The 25,195-nt window shown below is 63.9% G+C and carries 26 protein-coding genes; 18 read left to right on the top strand and 8 right to left on the bottom strand.

The window, feature by feature from the left end:
- Positions 1–88: 88 nt before the first annotated feature.
- The gene (gene guaB / locus VCS63_RS25075) at positions 89–1,549 is read right to left on the bottom strand and encodes an IMP dehydrogenase (RefSeq protein ID WP_042793936.1); all 1,461 of its coding nucleotides are present in this window, start codon (positions 1,547–1,549) and stop codon (positions 89–91) included.
- A gap of 191 nt (positions 1,550–1,740) precedes the next feature.
- Here guaB and VCS63_RS25070 point away from each other — a divergent pair, with 191 nt between their 5' ends.
- Both VCS63_RS25070 and VCS63_RS25065 read left to right on the top strand, forming a co-directional pair.
- Entirely contained in the window at positions 1,741–2,391 is a 651-nt protein-coding gene (locus tag VCS63_RS25070; protein ID WP_323881330.1) for a DUF2239 family protein, read from the top strand.
- A 303-nt stretch (positions 2,392–2,694) separates the two neighbouring features.
- The gene (locus VCS63_RS25065) at positions 2,695–3,075 is read left to right on the top strand and encodes a DCC1-like thiol-disulfide oxidoreductase family protein (RefSeq protein WP_042793939.1); all 381 of its coding nucleotides are present in this window, start codon (positions 2,695–2,697) and stop codon (positions 3,073–3,075) included.
- Here VCS63_RS25065 and VCS63_RS25060 read toward each other — a convergent pair whose 3' ends face one another.
- Together VCS63_RS25060 and VCS63_RS25055 are read right to left on the bottom strand one after the other, a co-directional pair.
- Positions 3,076–3,237: a hypothetical protein gene (locus tag VCS63_RS25060; protein ID WP_232033847.1), complete on the bottom strand. Its 162-nt coding sequence runs from the start codon at positions 3,235–3,237 to the stop codon at positions 3,076–3,078.
- 200 nt (positions 3,238–3,437) lie between these two features.
- Positions 3,438–3,869 carry a carbonic anhydrase gene (locus VCS63_RS25055; protein ID WP_323881328.1) on the bottom strand — a complete coding sequence of 144 codons (432 nt, stop codon included), beginning with the start codon at positions 3,867–3,869 and terminating at the stop codon, positions 3,438–3,440.
- A gap of 203 nt (positions 3,870–4,072) precedes the next feature.
- On the opposite strand from VCS63_RS25055, the gene VCS63_RS25050 reads away from it, so the two are divergent.
- From VCS63_RS25050 to VCS63_RS25030, 5 genes are all read left to right on the top strand, one after another.
- Positions 4,073–4,270, top strand: a complete 198-nt coding sequence (locus VCS63_RS25050) for a hypothetical protein (protein WP_063640026.1) — start codon at positions 4,073–4,075, stop codon at positions 4,268–4,270.
- A gap of 163 nt (positions 4,271–4,433) precedes the next feature.
- On the top strand, positions 4,434–4,925 hold the full coding sequence (locus VCS63_RS25045; protein WP_223306488.1) for a hypothetical protein: 492 nt from the start codon (positions 4,434–4,436) through the stop codon (positions 4,923–4,925).
- Between the two features lies 1 nt (position 4,926).
- On the top strand, positions 4,927–5,526 hold the full coding sequence (locus VCS63_RS25040) for an OmpA family protein (RefSeq protein ID WP_042793942.1): 600 nt from the start codon (positions 4,927–4,929) through the stop codon (positions 5,524–5,526).
- Between the two features lie 133 nt (positions 5,527–5,659).
- Positions 5,660–5,869 (top strand): DUF7661 family protein, encoded by a 210-nt coding sequence (locus tag VCS63_RS25035; protein WP_063962302.1) that lies wholly within the window; start codon positions 5,660–5,662, stop codon positions 5,867–5,869.
- Positions 5,870–6,152: 283 nt separating this feature from the next.
- The gene (locus VCS63_RS25030) at positions 6,153–6,386 is read left to right on the top strand and encodes a hypothetical protein (RefSeq protein WP_042793944.1); all 234 of its coding nucleotides are present in this window, start codon (positions 6,153–6,155) and stop codon (positions 6,384–6,386) included.
- Positions 6,387–6,415: 29 nt separating this feature from the next.
- On the opposite strand, the gene VCS63_RS25025 is transcribed toward VCS63_RS25030, so the two are convergent.
- A complete protein-coding gene (locus VCS63_RS25025; protein ID WP_323881325.1) occupies positions 6,416–8,617 on the bottom strand; it encodes a TonB-dependent siderophore receptor in 2,202 nt (733 codons plus the stop codon).
- Positions 8,618–8,861: 244 nt separating this feature from the next.
- Between VCS63_RS25025 and VCS63_RS25020 the strand changes: the two genes are divergently transcribed.
- The 9 genes from VCS63_RS25020 to VCS63_RS24980 all read left to right on the top strand — a co-directional run bounded on the left by VCS63_RS25020 (position 8,862) and on the right by VCS63_RS24980 (position 19,368).
- A complete protein-coding gene (locus VCS63_RS25020; protein WP_063640029.1) occupies positions 8,862–9,839 on the top strand; it encodes a LysR family transcriptional regulator in 978 nt (325 codons plus the stop codon).
- Complete coding sequence (locus tag VCS63_RS25015) at positions 9,836–11,299, top strand: flavin-containing monooxygenase (RefSeq protein WP_149064379.1); 1,464 nt, start codon at positions 9,836–9,838, stop codon at positions 11,297–11,299. Before VCS63_RS25020 ends, VCS63_RS25015 begins: the two co-directional genes overlap by 4 nt.
- Entirely contained in the window at positions 11,296–12,270 is a 975-nt protein-coding gene (locus VCS63_RS25010; protein WP_063640032.1) for an ABC transporter permease, read from the top strand. Before VCS63_RS25015 ends, VCS63_RS25010 begins: the two co-directional genes overlap by 4 nt.
- Positions 12,267–13,181: an ABC transporter permease gene (locus tag VCS63_RS25005; RefSeq protein WP_042793948.1), complete on the top strand. Its 915-nt coding sequence runs from the start codon at positions 12,267–12,269 to the stop codon at positions 13,179–13,181. The genes VCS63_RS25010 and VCS63_RS25005 overlap by 4 nt, the downstream gene beginning before the upstream one ends.
- Positions 13,178–14,188: an ABC transporter ATP-binding protein gene (locus VCS63_RS25000; protein ID WP_063640034.1), complete on the top strand. Its 1,011-nt coding sequence runs from the start codon at positions 13,178–13,180 to the stop codon at positions 14,186–14,188. The genes VCS63_RS25005 and VCS63_RS25000 overlap by 4 nt, the downstream gene beginning before the upstream one ends.
- The gene (locus VCS63_RS24995) at positions 14,185–15,210 is read left to right on the top strand and encodes an oligopeptide/dipeptide ABC transporter ATP-binding protein (protein ID WP_323881322.1); all 1,026 of its coding nucleotides are present in this window, start codon (positions 14,185–14,187) and stop codon (positions 15,208–15,210) included. Before VCS63_RS25000 ends, VCS63_RS24995 begins: the two co-directional genes overlap by 4 nt.
- Positions 15,211–15,285: 75 nt before the next feature.
- Positions 15,286–16,869 (top strand): ABC transporter substrate-binding protein, encoded by a 1,584-nt coding sequence (locus VCS63_RS24990; protein WP_323881320.1) that lies wholly within the window; start codon positions 15,286–15,288, stop codon positions 16,867–16,869.
- Positions 16,870–16,872: 3 nt separating this feature from the next.
- Positions 16,873–18,180, top strand: coding sequence for an acyl-CoA thioester hydrolase/BAAT C-terminal domain-containing protein (locus VCS63_RS24985; RefSeq protein ID WP_063640039.1), 1,308 nt, complete (start codon positions 16,873–16,875; stop codon positions 18,178–18,180).
- A gap of 18 nt (positions 18,181–18,198) precedes the next feature.
- Positions 18,199–19,368, top strand: a complete 1,170-nt coding sequence (locus VCS63_RS24980) for a CMD domain protein (protein WP_112965745.1) — start codon at positions 18,199–18,201, stop codon at positions 19,366–19,368.
- Positions 19,369–19,456: 88 nt separating this feature from the next.
- Here the strand turns inward: VCS63_RS24980 and VCS63_RS24975 are convergent, their stop codons facing one another.
- Both VCS63_RS24975 and VCS63_RS24970 read right to left on the bottom strand, forming a co-directional pair.
- Positions 19,457–20,086: a LysE family translocator gene (locus VCS63_RS24975; RefSeq protein ID WP_063640042.1), complete on the bottom strand. Its 630-nt coding sequence runs from the start codon at positions 20,084–20,086 to the stop codon at positions 19,457–19,459.
- Between the two features lie 34 nt (positions 20,087–20,120).
- Positions 20,121–20,525: a VOC family protein gene (locus VCS63_RS24970; protein ID WP_164794861.1), complete on the bottom strand. Its 405-nt coding sequence runs from the start codon at positions 20,523–20,525 to the stop codon at positions 20,121–20,123.
- Between the two features lie 239 nt (positions 20,526–20,764).
- Here VCS63_RS24970 and VCS63_RS24965 point away from each other — a divergent pair, with 239 nt between their 5' ends.
- Together VCS63_RS24965 and VCS63_RS24960 are read left to right on the top strand one after the other, a co-directional pair.
- Entirely contained in the window at positions 20,765–21,625 is an 861-nt protein-coding gene (locus tag VCS63_RS24965; protein ID WP_323881317.1) for an SAM-dependent methyltransferase, read from the top strand.
- Positions 21,626–22,066: 441 nt separating this feature from the next.
- Complete coding sequence (locus VCS63_RS24960; RefSeq protein ID WP_323881316.1) at positions 22,067–22,309, top strand: hypothetical protein; 243 nt, start codon at positions 22,067–22,069, stop codon at positions 22,307–22,309.
- An 831-nt stretch (positions 22,310–23,140) separates the two neighbouring features.
- Here the strand turns inward: VCS63_RS24960 and VCS63_RS24950 are convergent.
- Together VCS63_RS24950 and VCS63_RS24945 are read right to left on the bottom strand one after the other, a co-directional pair.
- Positions 23,141–23,695, bottom strand: a complete 555-nt coding sequence (locus VCS63_RS24950; RefSeq protein WP_164794860.1) for a DUF6990 domain-containing protein — start codon at positions 23,693–23,695, stop codon at positions 23,141–23,143.
- A partial coding sequence (locus VCS63_RS24945) for a pre-toxin TG domain-containing protein (protein WP_323881313.1) occupies positions 23,692–25,195 on the bottom strand: 1,504 nt, incomplete at its 5' end. The genes VCS63_RS24950 and VCS63_RS24945, both read right to left, overlap by 4 nt.

The following is a 25,195-nucleotide window of genomic DNA, read 5'->3' as shown; positions in this document are numbered from 1 at the left end:
CAGTAAATAAAACCGCACCGGCAGAACCGCTGATTCATTTGCGGTTCTGCCGGTGCGTGATGCATGACATTGTAGTTGACTGTACGGATCAGTCGGCGCGGTAGTTGGGCGCTTCCTTGGTGATCTGTACGTCGTGCACGTGGGACTCGCGCACGCCCGCGGAGGTGATCTCCACGAATTCAGTCTTGGTGCGCATATCGTCGATGGTGGCGCAGCCGCAGTAGCCCATCGAGGCGCGGATGCCGCCCACCAGCTGGTAAATGATGGCCAGCACGCTGCCCTTGTAGGGGACGCGGCCTTCGATGCCTTCGGGAACCAGCTTGTCGGCGTTGTTGGCCGGATCCTGGAAGTAACGGTCGGCCGAGCCGTCCGTCATGGCGCCCAGGCTGCCCATGCCGCGGTAGGACTTGTACGAACGGCCCTGGAACAACACGACTTCGCCCGGTGCCTCTTCGGTACCGGCGAACATGCCGCCCATCATGCAGGCGAAAGCGCCGGCGGCCAGAGCCTTGGCGACGTCGCCCGAGTAGCGGATGCCGCCGTCGGCGATCAAGGGCACGCCCGTGCCTTCCAGCGCCTTGGCGACTTCGGAGATGGCATGGATCTGCGGCACGCCCACGCCGGCGACGATGCGGGTGGTGCAGATGGAGCCCGGGCCGATGCCGACCTTGACGCCGTCGGCGCCGTACTCGACCAGCGCGCGGGCGGCGGCCGCGGTGGCGATGTTGCCACCGATGACTTCCACCTTGGGGTAGTTTTGCTTGACCCAGCGCACGCCTTCCAGCACGCCCTTGGAGTGGCCGTGAGCGGTGTCGACGATGAGGACGTCGACGCCGGCCGCAACCAGCTTTTCCACACGTTCTTCGGTGCCGGCGCCCACGCCCACCGCCGCGCCCACGCGCAGCTGGCCTTGGGCGTCCTTGCTGGCCATCGGGTGTTCAGTGTTCTTGACGATGTCCTTGACGGTGGCCAGGCCACGCAGTTCAAAGCCGTCGTTCACGATCAGCACGCGCTCCAGGCGGTGCTTGTGCATCAGGGACTGGGCCTCTTCCAGCGTGGCGCCTTCCTTCATGGTGACCAGGCGTTCCTGCGGCGTCATGATGTTGCGCAGGGGTTGGTCCAGGTTCTCTTCGAAGCGCAGGTCGCGGTTGGTGACGATGCCGACCAGCTTGCGCCCTTCGACCACCGGCAAGCCCGAGATGCCATGTTGGCGCTGCAACGCGATGGCGTCGCGCACTTTCATCTGGGGGGTGACGGTGACCGGGTCGATCACGATGCCGAACTCGTGGCGCTTGACGCGGGCCACTTCACGGGCCTGGGCATCAGCGGACAAATTCTTGTGGATGATCCCGATGCCGCCCTCTTGCGCCATGGCGATGGCCAGGCGCGATTCGGTCACGGTGTCCATGGCGGCGGACACGAGCGGGATATTCAGGGTGATGTTGCGAGTGAGGCGCGTAGCCAGGGAAGTGTCGCGAGGCAGGACCTCGGAATACGCAGGCACCAGCAACACATCGTCGAAGGTGAGCGCTTTTTGTACGAGACGCATGGGTAACTCCGGGCGCAAAGCAAGATTATACGCCGCCCACGTGTTTTGCCTAGGTGTTGACCCTAGGTTATGGGGGATATTTCTGCGCTGGGAACCGGCCCGCGCTCCTCTGAATTATTTTTACCCGGGTGTATTTACTTCAATTTTTACCCGGATCATAATTCCGTTGTGATTTTTATCCGGATTAAATAATGAACACTCCCTCCACACGCCCTCCTCTCGATCCGCACACCGCATTCGCCGGCTACCGGCTGCTTGCCGCCGGCGCGCTGGCCGATGTGGCCCTCGCCGTCAAACAGGCCATGGACGCCGGAACCGACGCCACCATCCTGGTGTTCGACGACCGGACCGGCAAGCAGACCGACCTGGACCTGAGCGGCGACCCTGCCGCGATCGCCGAACGCCATCATGTCCCGGCGGATCCGGCGCCGCCGGCGTCAAAGCCCCTGCCCGACGCATCCGACGAGATACCGCCGCGCGGCCGGGGCCGTCCCAAGCTAGGCGTGGTGGCGCGCGAAATCACCCTGCTTCCCCGCCATTGGGACTGGCTGGGCGCGCAGCCGGGCGGCGCCTCGGTCGCCTTGCGCAAGCTGGTGGAACAGGCGCGCCGCGATAACGAGGCGCGGGACCGCGCGCGCAATCGCCAGGAGGCCGCCTACCATTTCATGTCCAGCATGGCGGGCAACCTGCCGGGGTTCGAGGAAGCGACGCGGGCGCTGTATGCCGGGGACCGCGAGCGATTTGCGCGGCAGATTGCCGTATGGCCCGTCGACGTGCGCGACTACGCCATGACGTTGGCATGGGACGGCCTGGACGAGGTTGCCGCCGAATCCCACCCTTGAATCGGGACGCGGGGCGGCTTCGCCCCGCGCTTCCAAATGCCGCTGCGGCATTTTCCTCACCTCAACATCGGCCACAAGCTGGGCGCCAGCAACGCCCCCATGACCATGTTGAACCACTGCAGGCGCCACGCTGCGCAACCTGCTGCGCCGGCGCCTGGGCCACGGCGTGCGCCAGATGCGCTGAGGGCGGACGCGCGCCCGCGCATGGTTGCCGCCCGATGGGCGTATCGCGCGATATGCGTTTTAATCGGGAGTAAGCGGCAGGCGCGCTTTCCGCGCCCGCGCAATCCCTCACGGTGCATCATGGCCATCGCAAAGAATTTCCTGCTCTACGACGGCGACTGCCCTTTCTGCTCGAACTATGTGCGGATGCTGCAATTGCAGAAGGCCGTCGGCCCCATCGAAATGCTGAATATGCGCGACCATCCCGACCTGGCGGTGGCCTACAAGGCGCAAGGCTATGACCTGAATCAGGGCATGCTGCTGCACCTGGACGGCCAGGATTATTGGGGCGCGGACTGCATCAACCGGCTCGCGCTCATCAGCACCGGCAATGACCTGTTCAACAGCGTCAACGCAGCCGTGTTCCGCAACCGCTGCCTGTCGACCGCGCTCTATCCTTTCATGCGCACGGGCCGCAGCCTGGCGCTGACGCTGCTGGGCAAAAAGAAGATGCAGATGTAGCTAAGCGCCGCCCGCGGCTCTTGCCAAGGGCTCCTGGACAGGCTCGATCTGTTCGCCGGCATCGGCGCCGCAACGCCGCCACCCCGATGCCGGGTCGCGCTTGTCATGCAGATAGTCCCAGTCCGTACCGCACGCGGCGCAGGTAAACGCTTCGTGTTGCACGTTCCGCTGCGCCTGCCCGAACGATCTCACCACCCCCAGGCTGATCAGGTTTTCATGTCCGGGCGCATCGCGCCGGTTCGTTATGATCGCCTCGCATTTTTCGCACGCCCCCATGCCTCTCCCCTTTCAATATCCTTTCAGCTGGATATTACGAAGGGAAAAGCGTTCAAAGCTCAGCAATTCTCACCGCTACCCTGGCGTCATACCAAGGCAACCTTGCCCGTGACCAGGCTGTAAACGCCGCCGACCACGCCCAGCTTTTTCTGCTGCACCATCTCTTGCAGCAGCGGCTGCGCGGCCTTCAGGCGTTCGACGGCTAGACGCACATTTGCCTGGACCGCCGCGGCCATCAAGTCCTTCGCGCAAGACTTGCTCGCGAGCTCGACGGCCGGCTTGATTGCGTTTACCAGCGCTGGCAGATGGCCCGGGTACTCGGTCTTGTCCTTCAGCGCTTTCACCGTCGCGTCCACCGCGCCGCAATTGTCATGGCCCAGCACCAGGATCAGCAGCGCGCGCAATACCAGCGTGCCGTACTCCAGGCTGGCCAGGCCGTCTTCATTCACGAAGTTGCCGGCCACGCGCACGATGAAGAGGTCGCCCGGCCCCTGATCGAAAGCCAGTTCCGGCGCCACCCGCGAATCCGAACGGGCTCTCCTGAAAGACGGACGTCTAGGAAAACTGCGCATGACCATTGTGTTGCTGCCGCGGAACCAGCGGCGCGCAAACGCGCTGCAGCAACGCAAAAAAAGCCGCGACAAGAAGGCTTGAGAAACGCGCCCGGCGGGCGTAACGTGAAAGCGCGGCATATGCCGCGGCACCTGCATAGGTACGCACCATGACGCCCAACACCCCCCATTCCAAGCCTGTCCAGCCGGCATCCGACGCGCACGCGGCCCCGCATGCCGACAAAGAACGCGCCCGCGTGGACCAGCAGCATGAGCAAGCCCGTCGCAAGGCCTTGGTCGGCTCACAGCACAAGGACAACATGCGCAGCGTCGCCGCGCCCCGCTACCACGGCCACCGCGGCGGATAATGCTGCTTGCCGCTAGATTCCGTAACGTCTTGGTAAAACATCAAACTGAAATAAGCGCCTGAAAGTCGGACCATCAGGGGTTGAGTTTTGGACTAGGCCGAAAGCATGAGCTCCGGCCTGGCTACCGTGCCCTGAAGGTTTTCAACGACAAAGGACGCTTACCGTGACTCCGATCAGAAAGACCGCCGCCGCCTGTGCGCTGGGCGCCTTCATGACCCTGGCAGCAGCCGGCCCGGCCGCTTTTGCCCAAGGCCAGGCCGACGCCCCCGCGCCCCTGGCCACGGGCCTGACCGACTCAGGCAGCGCTGAAGGCCAGGTGATCGAAGCGGTGCGCAGCGGCGACATCCTGTCGATCAAGATACGGTTCAAGCCCATCGTCGCGGGCAAGACCGAGATGGTCTATTCGCAGATCAGCCCGCGCGACTATGAAGACAGCTTCTACGTGATCGCCGGCAACAAGAAGCACTTGCTGCTGAAAGACAGCAACGACAAGCCGCTGACCAATCCCAAGCTGCTTCTGCGCACCGCCAAGGACGCCCCCATCGCCGGATCCTGGCAGGGCAAGTTCCCTGCCCCGCCCAAGGAAATCAAGGAGGTATCGCTGACGATACCGGGCGTCGAGACCTTCGACGCCATCAAGATCACCGACCGCTAGCATGGCCGCCGCCACGCGCGCGCCCACCTTCCTGGCCGCAGCGCTACTCGCTGCCGCCAGCGGCTCCTGGGCGCAAGAGCCCCCTTACAAGGCCGAGATCCGCGATCTGCAGGCCACCATCCTGGACCTGAAGGGTCTGCCCTCGGATGCCAGCGGCGGTATATCCGACCTGAATGCGCAGATCGACGGGTTGGCCGCCCGCCACGACGCCCTGTCGGTACGACAGGACAAGAATGCCGTGACCGTCGCCATGCTGGGCGATGTGCTGTTCGATTTCGACAAGACCGCCATTCGACCGGCGGCCGAGCCTACGTTGCGGGATATCGCCAGCCTGATCAAATCCAGTTCGGCCGGCACGGTGACCATCGAAGGCCATACCGACGCCAAAGGATCCGCCTCGTACAACAAGGACCTGTCCCTGCGCCGCGCGCAGGCGGTGGCGCAATGGTTGGCAAGCCACGGCGTGGACAAGTCGCGGCTCGCCGTCAAGGGGCTGGGCGACACGCAACCGGTCCAATCGAACCGGCTGGCCAATGGCGCGGACAATCCGCAAGGCCGCGCGCAGAACCGGCGGGTGGAGTTCGTATTGCCCAAGCACTGAGCACGGCGTGGAATTGCTAACCTGCGGCTGTACAGGCGCTCAGCCCAGCCTCACAAGCCTTGCTTGCGGCGATTTACACGCAACGTGGCTGCGGAATTGGCACTGACGTGGTCATGAACGTCGCGGGGCATCCATGAAATTCGACATCTACGGCAGGTTTCAGCTGGACATCCACCGCGAAGGCGCTGCCTGGGTGGTGTACAGATCGAATGCAGGCAAACGCGTACGCGCTGCCGACCTTACCATTCCTTCTGAGCTGTCCGCCGATGAACTGGCGGAGTACCTGGACGACGTGTATCACGAGTTGTCCGGTCCAGGCCAACGGATTGCCCGTATCGGCTAGCGTTGCCGGTCTATTCCTCTTCGCCGTACCCGAAAGGCCAACGGCGCTTGTTCGGCTCGGGGGCGGGTTGCTGGCTGTGCATGACGGGCTCCTGAGTATCCATTACCGAATACTACCGGCATCAGCCCGATCGAACTGCAAAGGTTCGCAAAGATCATGGAAATCGTGCTGACGCAGCCCCATCCGTGTTTCTAACACAAGGCCGGCGCAGCCCGCATCGGGGCTAGAACGTATGCCATTTCATAGGCTGGCGCGTAGGATTGAAGCCGTACGGGAGAGCGCCATGCCAGATTCCAACTGGATTTGCGGCAGCGAGCCGCCGGATCGCCAGGGATTCTTCGAGACGGAATTCAATACTGGCCAGACCGAAGTCACGATGTACTCCATATTGGGCTGGATGCCGCCAGTGCACCGTGGATACGTCGTCAGGTGGCGCCTGCTGGAACCGGCGGTGGAGCAGGCGGAGATCGAACGCTATCTGTATTACCGCCGCGAAGGCGGCCGCGGCCATTCATGAGCCGCGGTCTGCCAATGGCCCGGTAGCGATCAGAACTTGTAGCTCGCGGTCAGCATGGCCGCCCGGCCGTCGCCATACTCAAGGGCGGAAGAACGCGACTCGCTGCCCAGCACCTGGCGCACTCGCTCCACATAAGCCTTGTTGCCCAGGTTGTCCACGTTGAGCTGGAGCCTGAAGTGCTTGTCCACGTCATAGGAAACCATGGCGCTGTGCACAAGGTAGCTTGGCAGTTCCCCGCCCCCCTGCCCCGTGACGTTGCGAGAGCCGATGAAGCGCGCGCCGTAGCCCAGCGTCCATGTATCGACGGGCTTATAGGTGGTCCACAGGCTGAAGGAAGAACGAGGCGTGTTGCCCAGCCGCTGCCCTTCGCGCTCGGGGTACGCTGACGAACTCAGCGTCTTGGCCTGGGTATAGGTGTAGTTGGCGAAGACGTTCCAGCGTGGGGTGATGGCGCCTGCCGCGCCCAGTTCCAGGCCGCGCGAGCGTTGCCGCCCGACTAGCGCCTGGGTCCCATCGGCCATGCGTTCGCGCACATTGGTTTTTTCGATCTCGAAAAGAGCCGCTGTCAACCCGAGCTTGCCACCCAACACGTCCCACTTGGTGCCGAACTCTATCGCGCGGTTCTTTTCCGGGTCGAGGTCGCTGGTGGTGGCAGTGAAGCCCGAGCCTGTGGTGACCAGGCTCTCCGCCGAGGGGTTGAACGAGGTGCCGTATGACGCATAGATGCGGCCGTTGTGGGCGGGCTTGAAAACGATGCCGACGCGACTGCTGAACTTGCGGTCGGTGCCCGATACGCTGGTGACGTCGCCGGCGGGCGTAGTGCTGCGCAGCGCGGCGTCGATCCAGTCGTAGCGCAGGCCCAGGCTGAGATCCCACTGGCGGGCCAGCGCGATGGTGTCCATGAGATAAAGCGCCTTGACCTCCAGGCTGGTCTTGTTGCGGCCCGAATACGATTTGGCGGTGGGGCCCGTCCAGTACCCCGGCGGATGGGACAGATCGTAGCCGGCGGCGGGGAAATGGCGCCCGATGTTGTACGAATAGGTATCGCGTTCGTAGGTTTCGCGCGAGAACTCGAAACCGCTGACCATGGTGTGGCCCAGGCCGAAGGTGTCGAATTCAGTGCTCAGCGTGGTCTGGTTGGCCCACATATCGGTGACCGAGTCGCGCCCGTAGGCCTGCGGGCCCGCAGGCCGGTAACGGCCAGGCTCCAGTCCCCGCGTATTCACGTGCGAGGCGGAAATGACGGTGTCGCGGCTGACGCGGGAGTAACGGCTCAGGTTCTGCAACTTGGCCTTGTCGTTGAAGGTATGCACCACCTTGCCCGTGACCGCGTCGGAATCGATATTCTCGCGGTCGAGGTTGCGCCAGCCGAAGTAGGCATGCTGCGACACGCCGTCCAGCCGGGAGCCCTGCAAGGCCGGCAGGCCGTAGTCGGGCAAGTTGTGGTCGCGCTGGTGGATGTAGCTGAGGGTAAGCCGGGTGGGCCCGGTCATCCCCAACGTGAGCGAAGGCGCCACGCCCCAGCGGTGCCGGTAGATCTCATCGCGGCCGGCGACGTCGCTGCGGTGGCCCATGAGGTTGAGGCGGAAGGCCGCGAAACCGTCGGACCCGGGAAGCTCATGGTTGGCATCAAGCGTGGCGCGACGATAGCGGGCCGTTCCCAGGCCGGCGGAAACTTCCGTGAAACTGCCTTCGCGGGCTTCCTTGCTGACCATGTTGACCGAGCCGCCGGTGGTGCCGGCGCCGCCATACACGGAGTTGGGTCCCTTGATGACTTCGACCGATTCCAGGTTGAACATGTCGGTGCGGCTGGTCTGGGCGCTGTCGCGCAAGCCATCGACCTGCATATTGGTAGTGGCGGCAAAGCCGCGGATGCTGAACATATCGCCGGAGCCGCCCCCGCCTTCCCCGGCGTTGAAGGTAATGCCCGATACGTTGGACAACACCTGGCGCAGGCTTTGCGCATTCTGCTCCTGGATGATCTCGCGCGGCACGACCGTTGTGGTCTGCGGCACGTCGAGCAGAGGCACGGGATACTTGGCCGAACTGGACTGATTGGCCTTGTACCCATCCACGGGGGAAGCCGAGACCGTGACCGGGTCGAGGACATGGGGCGCGGTGGATGCGCCGCCATCCGCATGGGCCGGGGCGGCCAGCGCGACTACCGCCATGGCGGAGATGAGGGGCGCGCCAGGAGCGAGGGTGTGGGCAAAGAGAGGCTTGCAAGCCATAAACAGACTCCAATTTAATGCGAATGATTCGCACTCAATTTTCATCAAGACTGGCCAGCGTTTGCCTAAGACAATTCTTAAATTGCGGAGTCCCGTGCCCGCCCCTCCATAAGCCCTTGAAATAACTGCTAGTTATGAAATTCCCTGATGAAAACCCCATCAGGGAATTTACTTATGCGCTTTAATTATTTGCAAAGCGCATACTTGCCGGGCAAGAATTCGTCCTTGGCATAAATCAATTCAGATGGAACTTCGTCAACTCGAGGCCTTCGCGGCCGTCATGTCCACGGGCAGCGTCACGGCTGCCGGCCGGTTGTTGGGACGCTCGCAGCCGGCCATCAGCCGCCTGTTGCAGGAGCTGGAAGCCGAGATCGGCTACCCCTTGTTTGCCCGCAGCGGCCCGCGCGTGACGCCTACCGAGCAGGGTTTCCTGCTGTATGACGATGTGGAACGCGCGCTGGCCAGCCTGCAGCAGATCCGCAGCCGCGCCGACGAAATCGCCCGAGGCCAGGCCCAACCGCTGCTGATGGCTGCCACCTCCGCCCTGGCGGCGGGCCTGGTGCCCGATGCGCTCAAGCGCATTGAAGACCGCGTGGGCGCCGCGCGCATACAGCTGCGCAGCGCATCGCCGGAACGCGTGGTGCACGCCGTGCTGTCGGGCGCCGCCCAGCTGGGCGCGACCAGCCTGCCGCTGGAACACCGCGGCCTGACGGTGCACTGGATCGGCCAAGCGCCCTGCGTAGCCGCGTTGCCGGAAGACGATCCGCTGGCACAGCTAGCCGTGGTGCCGGTGGCGGCACTGGCGGGGCGACGCATGATCACGATGGCCAACCCGTACCGGCTGCGCCGCCGCCTGGACGCCGCGCTGGCGCAGAACGCCCATACGCCGGGCACCATGGAAACCAATTCGTCCGTCAATGCCCTGGCCGCCGTGCGCGCCGGACTGGGCGTGTCGGTGCTGGAGCCGATCACCGCCTACGGCGCCCCCATGCCGGGCGTGGCGATCCGCCCCATCGATCTGGACATTCCCTTTTTCTTCGGGGTCATCACCCCGCAGTCGCAAACGCTGACGCCGGCCTGCCAGGCCATGGCGGACGCGCTCGCCCAAGCCGCCGCCGCTTTGCTGCCCGGCTTCGCCCTGCATGACGCCGCCGAGCACTCGGCGCTCTTGCAGTCGATCTATGGCGACGACGCCCCTCTTACGGAATCCCCTGCTATATGAACCTGCCCCTAGCCAACCCGCCGCAAGGCTTAGCCGCGCTGGAAGCGCGCTTGCGGCAAGACCTGTCCTGGCTGGAAATCCCGGCCAAGAACTGGGTGATCCCCCGTTTAGTCGACGGGCAGCCCGTACTAGACGTGGCCGTCGTCGGCGGCGGCATGGCCGGTCTGGCGGCAGCCGCCTCGCTTAAGCATCTGGGCGTCAACGCCCCGATCTTCGACCAGGCGCCCGCGGGCTATGAAGGCCCATGGGCCACCACGGCGCGCATGGAAACGCTGCGCTCGCCCAAGCAACTGACCGGCCCTGCGCTGGGCCTCCCCGCGCTGACCTTCCGCGCCTGGTTCGAGGCCCAGTTCGGCTCCGAAGCCTGGGAAGCGCTGGACAAGATCCCGCGCCTGCAATGGATGGACTACCTGCGCTGGTACCGCCGCGTGCTGGAACTGGACGTCCGGAACGAGCACCGCATCCTGGCCGTGCTGCCGCGCGCCGACAAGCTGGTGCAGCTGGACATCGAATCCCCCGCCGGCCGCAGCACGGTACTGGCGCGCCGCGTGGTGCTGGCGACGGGCCGCGACGGCCTGGGTGGCGCCTATGTGCCTGAATTTGCGAAGAAGCTGCCGCGCAACCGCTGGGCGCATTCGTCCGACGTAATGGACTACAACACGCTGGCCGGCAAGCGCGTGGGCGTGGTGGGCGCGGGCGCGTCGGCCATGGACAGCGCGGCCACCGCGCTGGAAGCGGGCGCGGCCAGCGTCGACCTGCTGATCCGCCGCAACGACATCCCCCGCATCAACAAGGGCAAGGGCGCAGGCAACCCTGGCTTGACCCACGGCCACCTGACCCTGCCCGATGAATGGAAGTGGAAGATCCGCCACTACATCAACGCGGCCCAGGTGCCGCCGCCGCGCGGCAGCACGCTGCGCGTCTCGCGTCACCCCAACGCCCGCTTCAACCTGGGTTGCGGCGTGCAGGACCTGGCGCTGGTGGACGACGAAATCCGCGTCACCACGCCCAAAGGCGTCTTCACGCTGGATTTCCTGATCTTCTCCACGGGTTTCCGCATCGACTGGACCGTGCGCCCGGAATTCGCCGCGCTGGCCCCGCACGTGCGGGCCTGGGGCGACCGCTACGTGCCGCCAGCCGGCGAAGAAGACCAGGAACTGCATGATTCGCCCGATCTGGGCGCCGTGTTCGAACTGCAGGAAAAGACCCCGGGCGCCTGTCCCGGCCTGGACCGCGTGCATTGCTTCTCCTACCCCGCGGCACTGACGCAGGGCACGATCTCGGGCGACATCCCGGCCATCAGCGAAGGCGCCAAGCGCCTGGCGCAAGGCATCGCCGGGCTGTTCTACCGCGAGGACGTTGAGACGCACTACGCCAACATGGAAGCGTTCTCGGAACCCGAGGTGTTCGGCGACGAATGGACCCCGGCGCCCGCCCCCCAAGCGGAGACCGCGCAATGACCGGCTGGTTGCTGCGCCGCGTGGCGCAAGCCGCAGTGGTTGTCTTCCTGATGACGCTGATCGTCTTCGTGGGCCTGCACGCCATCGGCAACCCGGTGGACATCCTGATCGGCCAGGACGTGGACCAGGTGGACCGCGCCCGCATCATCGCCGAACTGGGCCTGGACAAGCCGCTGTGGGAACAGTACCTGGCGTTCCTGAACGGCGCCCTGCACGGCAATCTGGGCAACAGCTTCGTCTACAACATCCCTGCCGTCGAGCTGGTGATCCAGCGCCTGCCGGCCACCTTCGAACTGGCCATTGCCGCGATGATGCTGGCCGTGGTCGTGGGGCTGCCGCTGGGCCTGTACGCGGGCCTGTATCCGGACAGCAGGTTTTCCAAGATGATCATGGCGGGCAGCATCGTCGGCTTCTCGCTGCCGACGTTCTGGATTGCGCTGATGCTGATCATGACCTTCAGCGTGTCGCTGGGGTGGCTGCCTGCCAGTGGCCGCGGCGAAACGGTGGAGTTCCTGGGCTTCCAGTGGTCCTGGCTGACGGCCGACGGCTGGCGGCACCTGATCCTGCCGGCGTTCAACCTGTCGCTGTTCAAGATTTCGCTGGTGATCCGCCTGACCCGCGCCGGCGTGCGTGACGTACTGCCGCTGGACTTCGTGAAATTTGCGCGCGCCAAGGGGTTGTCTCCCTTGCGCGTGGTCTGCGTGCACGTGCTGCGCAACACCATGATTCCGCTGGTGACGGTGCTGGGCCTGGAGCTGGGCTCCACCATCGCCTTCGCCGTGGTGACCGAAAGCATCTTCGCCTGGCCCGGCGCCGGCAAGCTGATCCTCGACAGCCTGAACGCGCTGGACCGCCCCGTCATCGTGGCCTACCTGATCGTGGTGGTGTGCCTGTTCGTGACCCTGAACCTGATCGTGGACATTCTCTATAAAGTGCTGGACCCGCGGGTGCGGCTGGAGGCCTCGGCATGAGCGCCGTATCGACAAACCCCACTCCCGCGCTGCGCCGCGAATCGCCGTGGCGGCGCAACCTGGCCGAGTTCATGTCGTCCAAGACGGCGGTGCTGGGCCTGACGGTGGCCACGCTGCTGATCCTGGCCGCCATCCTGGCGCCCTGGATCGCGCCGCAGAACCCCTATGACCTGCTGCAGATCGACGTGTTGGACGCGCGCCTGCCGCCGGGCAGCATGAACGGCCTGGACACCTTCCACTACTGGCTGGGCACCGATGGTCAGGGCCGCGACCTGCTCTCGGGCATCCTGTATGGCTTGCGCATCAGCCTGATGGTGGGCGTGGGCTCGGCCGTCATCGCCGGCATCGTCGGCACGCTGCTGGGCCTGTTGGCCGCCTACGCCGGCGGCAAGGTCGACGCGCTGATCATGCGCCTGGTGGACCTGATCCTGTCGTTCCCGTCCATCCTGGTGGCCATGATGATCCTGGCCTATCTGGGCAAGGGCGTGGGCAACGTGGTGCTGACGCTGGTGATCCTGGAATGGGCCTACTACGCCCGCACCGCTCGCGGCCAGGCCCTGGTCGAGCGCCGCCGCGAATACGTGGAAGCCGCCCGCTGCCTGGACATCCCCAACTGGCGGATCATGTTGAAGCACATCCTGCCCAACTGTTTGCCGCCGCTGATCGTCATCGGCACGTTGCAGATCGCGCGCGCCATCACGCTGGAAGCGACGCTCAGCTTCCTGGGCCTGGGCGTGCCCGTGACCGAACCTTCGCTGGGACTGCTGATCTCCAACGGCTTCCAGACCATGCTGTCCGGCGAATACTGGATCAGCTTCTACCCCGGCATCGCGCTGCTCGTCACCATCGTGGCGATCAACCTGGTGGGCGACCGCCTGCGCGACGTGCTGAACCCGAGGACCCACAAATGACCGCCGCCAGCATCACTTCCGGCGCGCCGGCCACCCTGGAGGTGCGCAACCTGCGCACCCACTTCCATACCCGAGCGGGCGTGCTTCCCGCCGTGGACGACGTTTCCTTCACGCTGGAACGCGGCAAGATCCTGGGCCTGGTCGGCGAGTCCGGCTCCGGCAAGTCCGTCACGGGCTTTTCCATCATGGGCCTGGTCGACGCGCCGGGCCGTATCGTGGGTGGCGAGGTCCTGTTCCAGGGCCGCGACCTGACCAAGCTGGCGCCACGCGAACTGCGCCGCCTGCAAGGCAACCGCATCGCCATGATCTTCCAGGACCCGATGATGACGCTGAACCCCGTGCTGCGGGTGGACGCGCAAATGATCGAGACCGTGCGCGCGCACAACAAGATGAGCGTGGCCCAGGCTCGCGCCTTGTCGCGCGACACGCTCGGCATGATGGGCATTCCCAGCCCCGAAGAACGGCTGCTGGCCTATCCGCATCAGCTGTCCGGCGGCATGCGCCAGCGCGTGGCCATCGCCATCGCCATGCTGCACCGGCCGGACCTGATCATCGCCGACGAGCCCACCACCGCGCTGGACGTCACCATCCAGGCGCAGATCCTGTCGGAAGTGCAGAAGCTCGCGCAGCAGCACGGCACCAGCCTGATCTGGATTACGCACGACCTGTCGGTGGTGGCCGGCCTGGCCGACGACGTGGCGGTGATGTACGCCGGCCGCATCGTCGAACACGGCACCGTCGACGACGTGCTGGACCGTCCGCAGCACCCCTACACCGTGGGCCTGATCGACAGCCTGCCCAGTAACAACCGGCGCGGCCAACGCCTGCGCCAGATACCCGGCATGACGCCCAACCTGCTTAACCTGCCCGCGGGCTGTGCCTTCGCGGCGCGCTGCTCGCGCGCCACCGCCGCCTGCGGCCAGCAACCCGGCATCACCGAGGCCCTGCCCGAACACAAAGTGCGCTGCTTCCATCCCAGCATCCAGACCAGCGAGGCGATGGCATGAGTACGACCGCTCCCGCTTCCAAGCAAACCCCGCTGATCGACCTGAGCCAGGTCAGCAAGCGCTTCGGCGAGCGCCCCGCCGGCCCCGCGGTCCGCGCCATGCAGCGCCTGGGCCTGTCCAAGCCGCCCGCCGTGACCCGCGCCGTCGACAACGTAGACCTGATCGTCAACCCCGGCGAGGTGGTCGGCCTGGTCGGCGAGTCCGGCTGCGGCAAGTCCACGCTGGGACGCATCGCCGCAGGCCTGCTCACGCCCTCGGGCGGCGAGATCCGCATCAACGGCGTGCGCCCGGCGGACATGAACGCCGCGCAGGCCCATGCCGCGCGCCTGCAAGTGCAGATGATTTTCCAGGACCCCTACGCCAGCCTCAATCCGCGCCTGCGCGTGGATGAGATCGTGGGCGAAGCCGCCCGCATCCACGGCCTGGTCGGCAATGGCGACTTCGACGATTACGTCAGCGCGCAGCTGGAACGCGCCGGCCTGGACCCGGCCCTGCGGCAGCGCTATCCGCACCAGTTCAGCGGCGGCCAGCGCCAGCGCATCGGCATTGCCCGCGCGCTCGCCGTGCAGCCCACCATGCTGGTGTGCGACGAAGCCGTGGCCGCGCTGGACGTGTCCATCCAGGCGCAGATCCTGAACCTGTTCATGGACCTGCGTGAAGACCTGGGATTGACCTATCTCTTCATCAGCCATGACCTGGGCGTGGTCGAGCACCTGTCTGACCGCGTCGTGATCATGTACCTGGGCCGCGTGGTGGAAACGGCCACGGTGGAAGAAGTGTTCCGCCGCCCCAACCACCCGTACACCCAGGCGCTGCTGGCCGAGATTCCCAGCCTGAAGTCCCGCCACAAGACCTTTACCGCGATCAAGGGCGAGATTCCCAGCCCGCTGAATCCGCCGGACGGCTGCCATTTCCATCCGCGCTGCCCGCATGCGATGCCGCGCTGCAAGACCGAGGTTCCCTCGTTGAAGGGAATCGCCATCAACCATCTGAGCGCCTGTCACCTGAACGACATGGCGTAAACGGATCCGCCGCGGCGCCCGCGCCGCGGTTTTCCGAATTAACCGCTCGTTCCCCCTATACCAAGGACTCCGAACATGAAACGCCTGATTCTCACCACCCTGACCGCTGCCATCCTCGGCGCCTCCGCCGCCGCCAGCGCGGACGACCTGTCCATCGGCTTCGCCGACCCGCTGTCGTCCCTGGACCCCCAGCTGAACAACCACGCCGGCGACCGCTCGGTGGCGCTGCACTTCTGGGACCTGCTGATCGAGAACAAGTGGAACAAGCTGCAGCCCGGCCTGGCCGTGAGCTGGAAGCCGCTGGACGACACGACCTGGGAATTCAAGCTGCGCGAAGGCGTCAAGTGGCAGGACGGCACGCCCTTCACCGCCGACGACCTGATCTATTCCTACACCCGCGCGCGCGCCGTGCCGGGCAGCGTGGCCACCTACGCCGGCTACCTGCGCACCATCGACACCATGAGCGCCAAGGATCCGCTGACGCTCATCGTCAAGACCAAGGCCCCCAACCCCGACCTGCCGCTGAACCTGGCCTCGGTGCACGTGGTTAGCAAGCACGTCGGTGAAAAGTCCACCACCGAAGACTACAACTCGGGCAAGGCCATGGTCGGCACCGGCCCCTACAAGTTCGTGTCCTACACTCCCGGCGACCGCGTCATCATGGAACGCAACGACGCCTACTGGGGCGACAAGCAGATCTGGGACAAGGTCAACTACCGCTACATCAACAACGCCGCCGCCCGCACTGCCGCGCTGCTGGCCGGCGACGTGGACGTGATCGACAAAGTCTCGGTGTCGGACCTGGCCAAGCTGCAAAAGGCCGCCAACATCTCGGTCTACCCGTACGACGGCCTGCGCGTCATGATCCTGCAGCCCAGCTTCAACCCGGCGCCCAACCAGTACATCACCGACAACAATGGCAAGGCGCTGGACAAGAACCCGCTCCTGGACGTGCGCGTGCGGCAGGCGCTGAACCTGGCCATCAACCGCAAGGCCATCGCCGACCGCATCCTGCAAGGCGCCGCCACCGAAGCCAACCAGTGGATGCCCAAGGGCACCTTCGGCTACAACCCCGACGTCAAGGACATTCCGAACGACGTCGCCCAGGCCAAGAAGCTGCTGGCGGATGCCGGTTTCCCCGAGGGCTTCAAGCTGACCATGCACGTGCCCAACGACCGCTACCCGCAAGGCCCGGAAACCGCCCAGGCCGTGGCGCAGTTCTGGACCCGCATCGGCGTGAAGACCCAGGTGGAAGTCGTGCCATGGGCCGTGTATTCGGGCCGCGCCAACAAGAACGAATTCGCGGTCAGCATGCTGGCCTGGGGCAACGGCACCGGCGAAGGCAGCTACGCGCTGGTCAACATCCTGGCCACCGCCGACGCCAAGAAGGGCCTGGGCGCATCCAACTGGGGCCGCTACAGCAACCCCAAGGTCGACGCCGCGCTGGAGCAATCCACCTCGGAATTCGACGTGGCAAAGCGTGAAGCCATCCTGCGCGACTCGGTCAAGATCGTGTCGGACGACGTCGGCATCATTCCGCTGTTCCACTACAAGAACATCTGGGCCACCAAGAAGGGCCTGAAGGTTACCCCCATGACCAGCGACCGCACGGCCGCCATGATGGTGACCAAGGACGCTGGCAAAGAAGCGGGCAAGTAAGCCATGATGCCCACTCTTGCCATCACTCCGGCCGACGACCTGATCGACGTGCCGCGCCAGATCCGGGTCGAACACGTCGAACCCGGCCAGACGGTGGAGATCACCGCCCTGACCCGCCGCAACGGCGTGCTCTGGCAAAGCCAGGCCGCTTTCGTGGCGGGCCCGGACGGCACGGTCGACCTGAGCCGCGACGCCCCGGTGTCCGGCGACTACGCGGGCCTGTCGCCCATGGGCCTGATCTGGTCGCAGTCTCCCGTGGACTCGCCCAGCCGCGAACACTTCAACCACCCGGTGACCGAGGCTCTCGTCACCGACGTGGTGGCGCGCGCCGCCGGTTCCCAGGCCCAGGCCAGCTTCACCCAGCGTCTGGCGGCTGAAGGCGTGACCCGCCAGGACGTGCGCGAAGAAGGTCTGGTAGGCACGCTGTACCTGCCGCCCGGCCCCGGTCCGCATCCCGCCGTCATGATCCTGAACGGTTCCGGCGGCGGCATCAACGAACCGCGCGCGGCGCTCTATGCGTCCCGCGGTTACGCCGCCTTCGCGTTGGCCTACTTCAAGGCGCCCGGTCTGTCGGACTACATCTCCAACACCCCGCTGGAGTACTTCCAGACCGGCCTGCGCTGGCTGCGCAAGAAAGTAAGCCCCAAGCACGACTTCGTGGCCATCAGCGGCCAGTCGCGCGGCGGCGAACTGGTGCTGCTGTTGGGCGCGACCTTTCCCGACGAAGTGTCCGCCGTGGTCGCCTACGTGCCCGGCGCCGTGGTCCACAGCGGCCAGAACGCCTGCGACCCCAAGATCGGCCGCGAAGGCCCCACGTGGCTCCTGGGCGGCAAGCCCATCCCCCACGTCTGGGAAAACAATCGCACGGCCACCTGGGCGCCATTTGATGAAGGCCCCTCGCCGCACCGCCACGAAAAAGCCATCCTCACTGCCTTGCAAGACCCCGACGCCGTGGCCCGCGCCCGCATCAAGGTCGAAGACATCAAGGGCCCCGTCATGCTGCTGTCCGGCACCGACGACGGATCCTGGCCGTCCAGCATCTATTCCAAGATGGTGCAGGACAAGCTGGCCGAGGTGAACCACCCCTATCCGGTCGAGTGGCTGGACTACGAGAACGGCGGGCACTCCATCCTGTTCCCCTACGTGCCCACCACCCAGCTCGTCTACGCCCATCCTGTGTCCGGCAAGATCAGCACCAGCGGCGGCAACCCCAAGGACAATGCCCGCGCCGACCAGGAATCCTGGGAAGGCGTGAAGCGGTTCCTGGACGCAGCCGTCGACGCTGCCAATCCCGCCCGCGCCGCCAAGTAAAGCATCAAGGAGATCCGCATGGCTGAACCCATCGTCTACAACGTCACGGACGACCTCGTCGATCGCCTGATCGGCCTGGCCCCAGGTGCCAAGACCTACGAAGTGCGCCACTTCCGCGAGAAGGTCGCCGCCGCCACCCAAGGCAGCTACGACGCCCTGTTCGACCCTCAGCTTCCCGGCCTGTCGCTGGCCGAGCGCCTGCTGGTCGCGCTGTACGCCACCCGCATTACCCCGTCTCCGCTCCTGGCCGCGCACTACCGCGCCCGCCTGACGGACGCCGGCGCCACGCCGGCCGACATCGCCGTCGCCGAATCCGGCAAACCGTCGGACGCCGCCACCCCGCGCCTGGCCGCCATCCTGGAATTCACGCGCAAGCTGATCGAGAAGCCCGTCGAAGGCGACGAAGCCGCGCTGAAGACCCTGCCCGCCGCCGGCGTCTCCACGCCCGCCGTGGTCACGCTGTCCCAGCTCATCGCCTTCCTGTCCTATCAGGTGCGCCTGGTCGCCGGCCTGCAGGCCATGAAGGACCTGGAAGGACAGCCCGAGCGCGCCGCTGGCACCCCGCCCGCGCCCTTCCCCGCCAACACCGCCGCCACCGCGCCCGGCGCGCTGATCAAGGCTCACGGCTTCACCAACGAAAGCCTGGAATGGAAGGCCTGGCTCGATGTCGTCAACGTCGACACCGCCACGCCCGAGCAGATCGCCGTCCTGGAAGAAAGCCACCCCAAGGCCAAGGTCTCGGACTACTACCTGTTCCTGGTGCACCAGCCCGAAATCCTGCGCCAGCGCTCCACGGCCTTCAACGCCATCATGTATGCGCCGGGCGGCTTGTCCCGTGCCGAGCGGGAACTGGGCTCGACCTACGTGTCGCGTGTGAACGGCTGCGTCTACTGCGCATCCGTGCATGCCCAACGCTTCGAGCAGCTGGCCAAGCGCAACGACGTCATCGCGCAGGTGTTCGAGGATCCCGCCACCGCCGGCACCACGGCGCGTGAGCTCGCCATCGGCAAGTTCTCCATCCAGATCACCGAAGCGCCTGCCGCGGTAAATGCCGACAGCATCCAGGCACTGAAGGATGCGGGTCTGAATGAAGGCGAGATCCTGGACCTGCTGCATTCGGATGCGATCTTCGCCTGGGCGAATCGCCTGATGCTGAACCTGGGCGAGCCGGTTTTCCCGGCTGCCTGATCCTGCAAACGTCCGGCCGCTTACGTGCCGGACGCCTTGCCTGGAGCTTGTCGTCGCCGGCACTGGCCGGCGATGACAAGCCGTCCTATCAACGCTGCCAGGTCAGCAGCTTGACGCCCGCAACGCCAAACACCACGGCCACCGTCCCTTCGATCCAGCGCCGCAGCCTGGCGTATAGCGCAATCATCGGCGCAGTCGAAAAAGCGACGGCATAGCCGCCGAACACCATCACGCCGAGCAACGCGCAACCGCCAATGATCGCGGGCAAGGTGCCGTCCGACGCATTGGCTCCAAGCCCCAGCGACATGATCGCCATCCAGGCCAGCACCGCCTTGGGGTTGCCAATGTGCATCAGCACGCCCTGGCGGTAGAGCACCCGGTAGCGCGGCGTCGCGCGCCCCGTTTCCACCTTCGCAAAAGCCGCGCCCGGCCTCAGCGCCGACCTGCCAGTGCGGAACGCCAGATAGAGCAGATAGACTCCCCCAACCACCTTGATGATGAATAGCGCCTGGGCGGAAGCCGCCAGCACGGCGGAAATGCCAGTCGCCGCTAGCGTCGCCCAGAACAACGAGCCCGTAATGACGCCCGCCGCCAGCGCAAGCGCCGGCACACGGCCGTGACGCATCGCCGTAGCCATGATCGCCATATTGCTGGGGCCGGGACTGGCCGTGGCAATCAGATAAGTGCCATACACAAGAGCAAGCTGACTCACCAGCATTTGCGTTTCTCCAGGAATCTCGGGCCCCTCCGCCTTATAGCGGGAGGTCTCCGCGATGAACGATATGCACCTTGTTCCCGTCAGGATCGCGCAGATACGCGCCGAAGTAGCCGTCGCCATAGTGAGGACGCATCCCCGGCGCCCCTTCGTCCGTCCCGCCCTGCGCAAGCCCGCCCGCATGGGCCGCGCTCACCGCTTCCTGCGTAGGCGCCAAAAAAGCGACCATGCTGCCGTTGCCCGCCGACGCCGGCTCGCCGTCGTAGGGCATGTAGACATAAAAGCGCGGCAACAGCGCATGCTCCGTCACCCAGCAGAGCGCCGCGGGCCCGCCGTCCGGCGTGACTGCGCGGCGCTTCAATCCGAGCGGAAGCAGCACCGCGTCATAAAAACGGCCCGCGCGTTCAAGATCGCGCGTCCCGACAGTGATGTGGCTGAACATTTGATGACTCTCCCTGCGCCCGCCCTGGCGGCGAGACGCTTTCAGAAATGCATGACCTGCTCCAATCGCATCGGGCATGTTACTCGCATGCCCAAGGGCGTGGGCCATCAGATATCGCAGGACCGCCGCGTCCAGGGGATGCCGGGCGCCCCGGTCCGGCCTTGCCCGGGTTTTCGTTAAACTGACGCTTTCCGCCTTCTCCTGCGCCCCGCTCCCCGCGGGGCGCATTGCCTTACCCCATGTCCGAAAAAACCCACGACATCCGCCCCGGCCAGTCGATCGAACTGCTCAAGGCCCTGCACATCCTGACCCGCGACGGCAAGATGAACCAGGACAGCCGCCGCAAGCTCAAACAGGTCTACCACCTGTTCCAGTTCATCGAACCGCTGCTCAAAGACGTCCAACAACAACGCGGCGCCGTCACCCTCGCCGACCACGGCGCGGGCAAGTCGTACCTGGGCTTCATTCTGTACGACCTGTTCTTCAAGGAACAGCCCGAGGCATTGAAGAACGGCTCCCACATCTACGGGATCGAAACCCGCGAAGAACTGGTGAAGTCGTCGGAAGAACTGGCCAAGCGCCTGGGCTTCACCGGCATGTCCTTCCTCAACCTCTCGGTAGCCGACTCCATCACCTCGGACAAGCTGCCCGCCACGATCGACGTCGTTACCGCCCTGCACGCCTGCAACACCGCCACCGACGACGCCATCCATTTCGCGTTGGAGAAGAAAGCCAAGTACATCGTCGTCGTCCCCTGCTGCCAGGCCGAAGTGGCGTCGGTGCTGCGCAAGAACAAGGCGAAGGCGCTGGCTGATCCGCTGGCCGAGATCTGGCGCCATCCCCTGCACACGCGGGAATTCGGCAGCCAGATCACCAATGTGCTGCGCTGCTTGCAGCTGGAAGCGCATGGGTATCAGGTCAGCGTGACTGAGCTGGTGGGATGGGAGCATTCGATGAAGAATGAACTCATTATTGCGCAGTACAAGGATTTGCCGCGCAGGAAGCCGGCCGAGCGGCTGACGGAGATGCTGGATAGGATTGGGCTGCAGGAGTTGAAGGATCGGTTTTTTGTGCCGAACTCAGCAGAGGCGGCGGCGTAAGCGCCTGTCGTGCTTCATGCCGCAGCGTGAGCATCCGTGCGTGCGGCAGTCTTCTGCCTGATGCACCGTATGACACGGTAAACGCCATTCAAGCAGCCTTCCCCACATGCCCTCTCGCCCGCGCAAAGGCCGCCCCAGAGCATACGGCGCTGCTAACAGCGGCTTTCCCCGCGCGGCTGCGAGCTGACGCAGCGCATATCGCCGAGGAGGTCCCGCCCCTGGGTCATGCGCACCCGCGACTTGTCCCTCATCGTGCAGGACGAGTCATTGACGCTGCCCTATCGCGTTCAGCATCGGGGCAGCGACTTCCGGTCTTCCAAGCTGGCCGAACCCCAGGCCCTGATATACACGTGCATACAGCCACGCCATCATGACGGCCACGTGCGCCAGCGCCAAATTGAGCGGCTGGCATGGGCATCCGAGCCTTGAGTTGTGCCGTCCGTGGCGCAGCTCTGTAGCGAATACGTCGTTGAAATCCTGCTGGACATCGAAGCGCGCTTGCCCTTGCTGGACAAGCACGTCTATGGAACGGTTCTTCGAGGCAATCCGGCCTTTCTGGATCTGGCGCAGCAGCGCATGACCCGCTACTGGGACGGCTACTACCGGCGGCGCTGGCTCAGGAGCGAAACCTATGTGGGGTTTCGCTTGTTCAAGCAGTTTCGAGAGCGGCAGGTCTCAGGCTAAGGCCTCGCGAGCCGAAAGACTTTCGCTCCACGGGTCAATTGCCAGAGCTGCGGCGCAACCGATCGGACGAGTTCTTGTTCAAGCGCTTCGCCTCGTCTTCCGCGTAGTCTTCCTCGCCCTCTTCGTACTTGCCTTCATACATGCAACTGCTGCGGTTCCATCCGCACTCGCCGCCTAATGAGCAACCGGAGCTCAAGGCGGCAAGAAACAAGAGGATGCTGCAACGGCCTAATCTTTGAATCGACATATCGCTCCCTGGTGATCGATGTAAGTGTAAGGGATGGAGATGACGACTGAGCTGGCGTGACATGGGTCTGAATTTGAAATGGCCGCATCGCTGGGCGCGGATTTAGGCTCAAGTGTGCTCAATCTGGCACGCGTCACGCTTGATTGCGATGTCCGTCGGGCTCGATACTGGCACCGCAATCCCACAAAGATCACCCAGATTGACAGTTGGAAAAGACGGACGACATGGTCGCTGCAATGGCGACTACCCTCTCTTTATTATGTCAATGCTGGAGCGGCTGACGGACGATCACCCTTAGACTCATGACTGGCGGGCTACACCGGATGATCCGGAGTTCTGCGCGGTACGGTTTGCGGACTTTCGGAACATGGAACGGGCGTGCGCTGCGATTTGGGCTATTGCTCGAATTGTGGGGAACGGCGCGAATGAGCCTGAGGCTAGTGGCGGGCAACCACTAGATACTTGGATTATGTCCAATCTGATCGAAGGAATTGAAAGCCTACGCGATCACATGTCGGACATGTGGGGTTGAATCTTGACGAAGGCAATTTTGGTTTCAAAGATGAGTGGTGTTCAGCAATACTCTATTTTGCATTTTTGGCTTTGAAAACTGCTCGATCAATCATGGCTGCAGTAATGTATGGTACAAACCCAAGTCTATCCCCCATCTCAAAGCTCTTCCTGTAACATTCCAATCGTTCAACATCACCAGCCACAGCCAATGCAGCCAAATGCCGAAGGGGCATCGCACCTTTAGCGTCAGTCGGCATATTTCTATAAACCATCAGGCCAGATTCAATATTCTGAGAGCGAGCCCAAGATATGGCTTTCTCAGATATCCTAAGAACATCCTCACTAGAAAAACCACATAGCTTCTCCGGAGGCGCAGCACTAACGATGACCGGTGAATAGCCGGCTCCTTCTCCCTGCACAAAAGCAACAGCCTCCGAGAATTCCGTGGTTGAAACCGAGGTTATAAGCGACACTCGAAAATGGTCCGAACGCTTCCTCACAGATGGAATCACTTGGACATTAACACCGCCACCAATATCTGCCACGCAAAAATAATCCCCAATCTCATCCTTGCTACAAACCCAGCCCTGCCCCTTCAAGATGGAAACCACGTCTTTTTCTTTCATTCTCTAACACCAGGAAAATTCATTATCTCAATAGGAATACCGTCAGGATAACCTTGATCCTTTAACGGAACGCCTGATTTCAGGCCAAAACTTTCGGCAACTTTTCCTCTCGGAATTGAACTTCCCTCTTTTATTTGAGGGAAAATTTCGGACTGGCGAATACTCAGGCCTGCGCCTCCCGTCTTAATCTCAATAATTCTAAGGATTCCATCAGGCGCTTCGGCTACGATATCTGGCCTACAACGACCGGTACCACAGGAGCTACCGAACGATATTTCCTTTTCAATGACCCTGAACCCTTGAGACGATAGTTGATCTTTGATGTCTTCCACCATATTCAGGTGGTGATCATAATGATCTTTGATGGTGACTTTCGGAGCTTTTGCTGTCCCTTTTGCACCACTACCGGCCACCCTCCTTACATCAAGAGCCCCTTCCGCTTGGGCGAACACATGAACCGTCTGCCCTCCCTTCTTAAGCATGCCGCCAACCACCGGCACCAAGCCAATCGACGCAAAGTACCGATTCGCTTCGTCGCCTGTCGCTGTCTTCCCGGTCACAAGCTCATATAGCGAACTTGCATTTGACACCCCTGGCGCCAGGTCCAGCACGGATTGAGCAAGCGCGTCCGTTTTCTCCTTGGTCAAGTCGGGGTAGTGCGTAAGCGTCATCACTTCGTCATACGACGCAGCCATGCGATCCGCTTCCGCCCAGCCCGCCTGTAGGCAGCTATGGCTGTCACCGCAAGCCGACTCCAATCGTGCAACAAGTTCGGCCTTCAAACGAGCGACCTTGTCGCGGTTGCGGTAGCCGCTGTTGTTTTCAGTCTCTATGCGCGCAGCAATCTCCGCCGACGCGGCAGCCGAGGAATCAATCGAGGCGGCAATACCCGCGACGATGCTGCTGATCAAATTGACGCGTGCCTGTGCGTCTTCGGGCGGCAGGTCCCTGGCTTTATCTCCGTCTACGCGGTCCAGCAGCTTGCTCAAGACGACACCAGACAGCGCCCCCGCGCCGCCGGCGCCGCATGCCGAGCCCTGAGCGGCAGCACCGGCGCAGCCCAACAACGTATGAAGGGCCATGTGTCCAAGCGAGCCCTCCCCGCCCAACGCGCCACTTATCTCCTTGATCTTGACTGCGCCTAGGGTTTGCAGATAGTTAACCGCAGCGGATTGGACAACCTGGGCAGTACCGCCTGTCACGTTGCCACTGATCGCCCCCAGAATGACCGTGCCCCACAGACGGTGCGAGCCATGTGCGCCCCACTTGCTTTCCAGTTCCGCATACTCTTGCGCCGCCCGGATACGCTCGGCGTAGGGGAGAGAGCTGTCTTCGGACCTCGCCTTCGCGTTCTTCAGTTCCTCCGCACGATTCGCCAAAAACTGCCCCGCCTGTCGTTGCGCCTCCGACGCAATCTCAAACCCCGCCTCGATCTTCTCCTTATCAAAAATCGGCTTCAGCGCATTCAAGGTGTCCGAGGTATCCCGGTTCAACGCCACG

Origin of the sequence: Achromobacter sp. D10, from assembly GCF_035282245.1 — a bacterium.
GTDB classification, from domain to species: Bacteria; Pseudomonadota; Gammaproteobacteria; order Burkholderiales; family Burkholderiaceae_B; genus Achromobacter; species Achromobacter insolitus.
The sequence above is the reverse complement of the archived record's forward strand: the minus strand, read 5'-3'. Positions and strand labels throughout refer to the sequence as shown.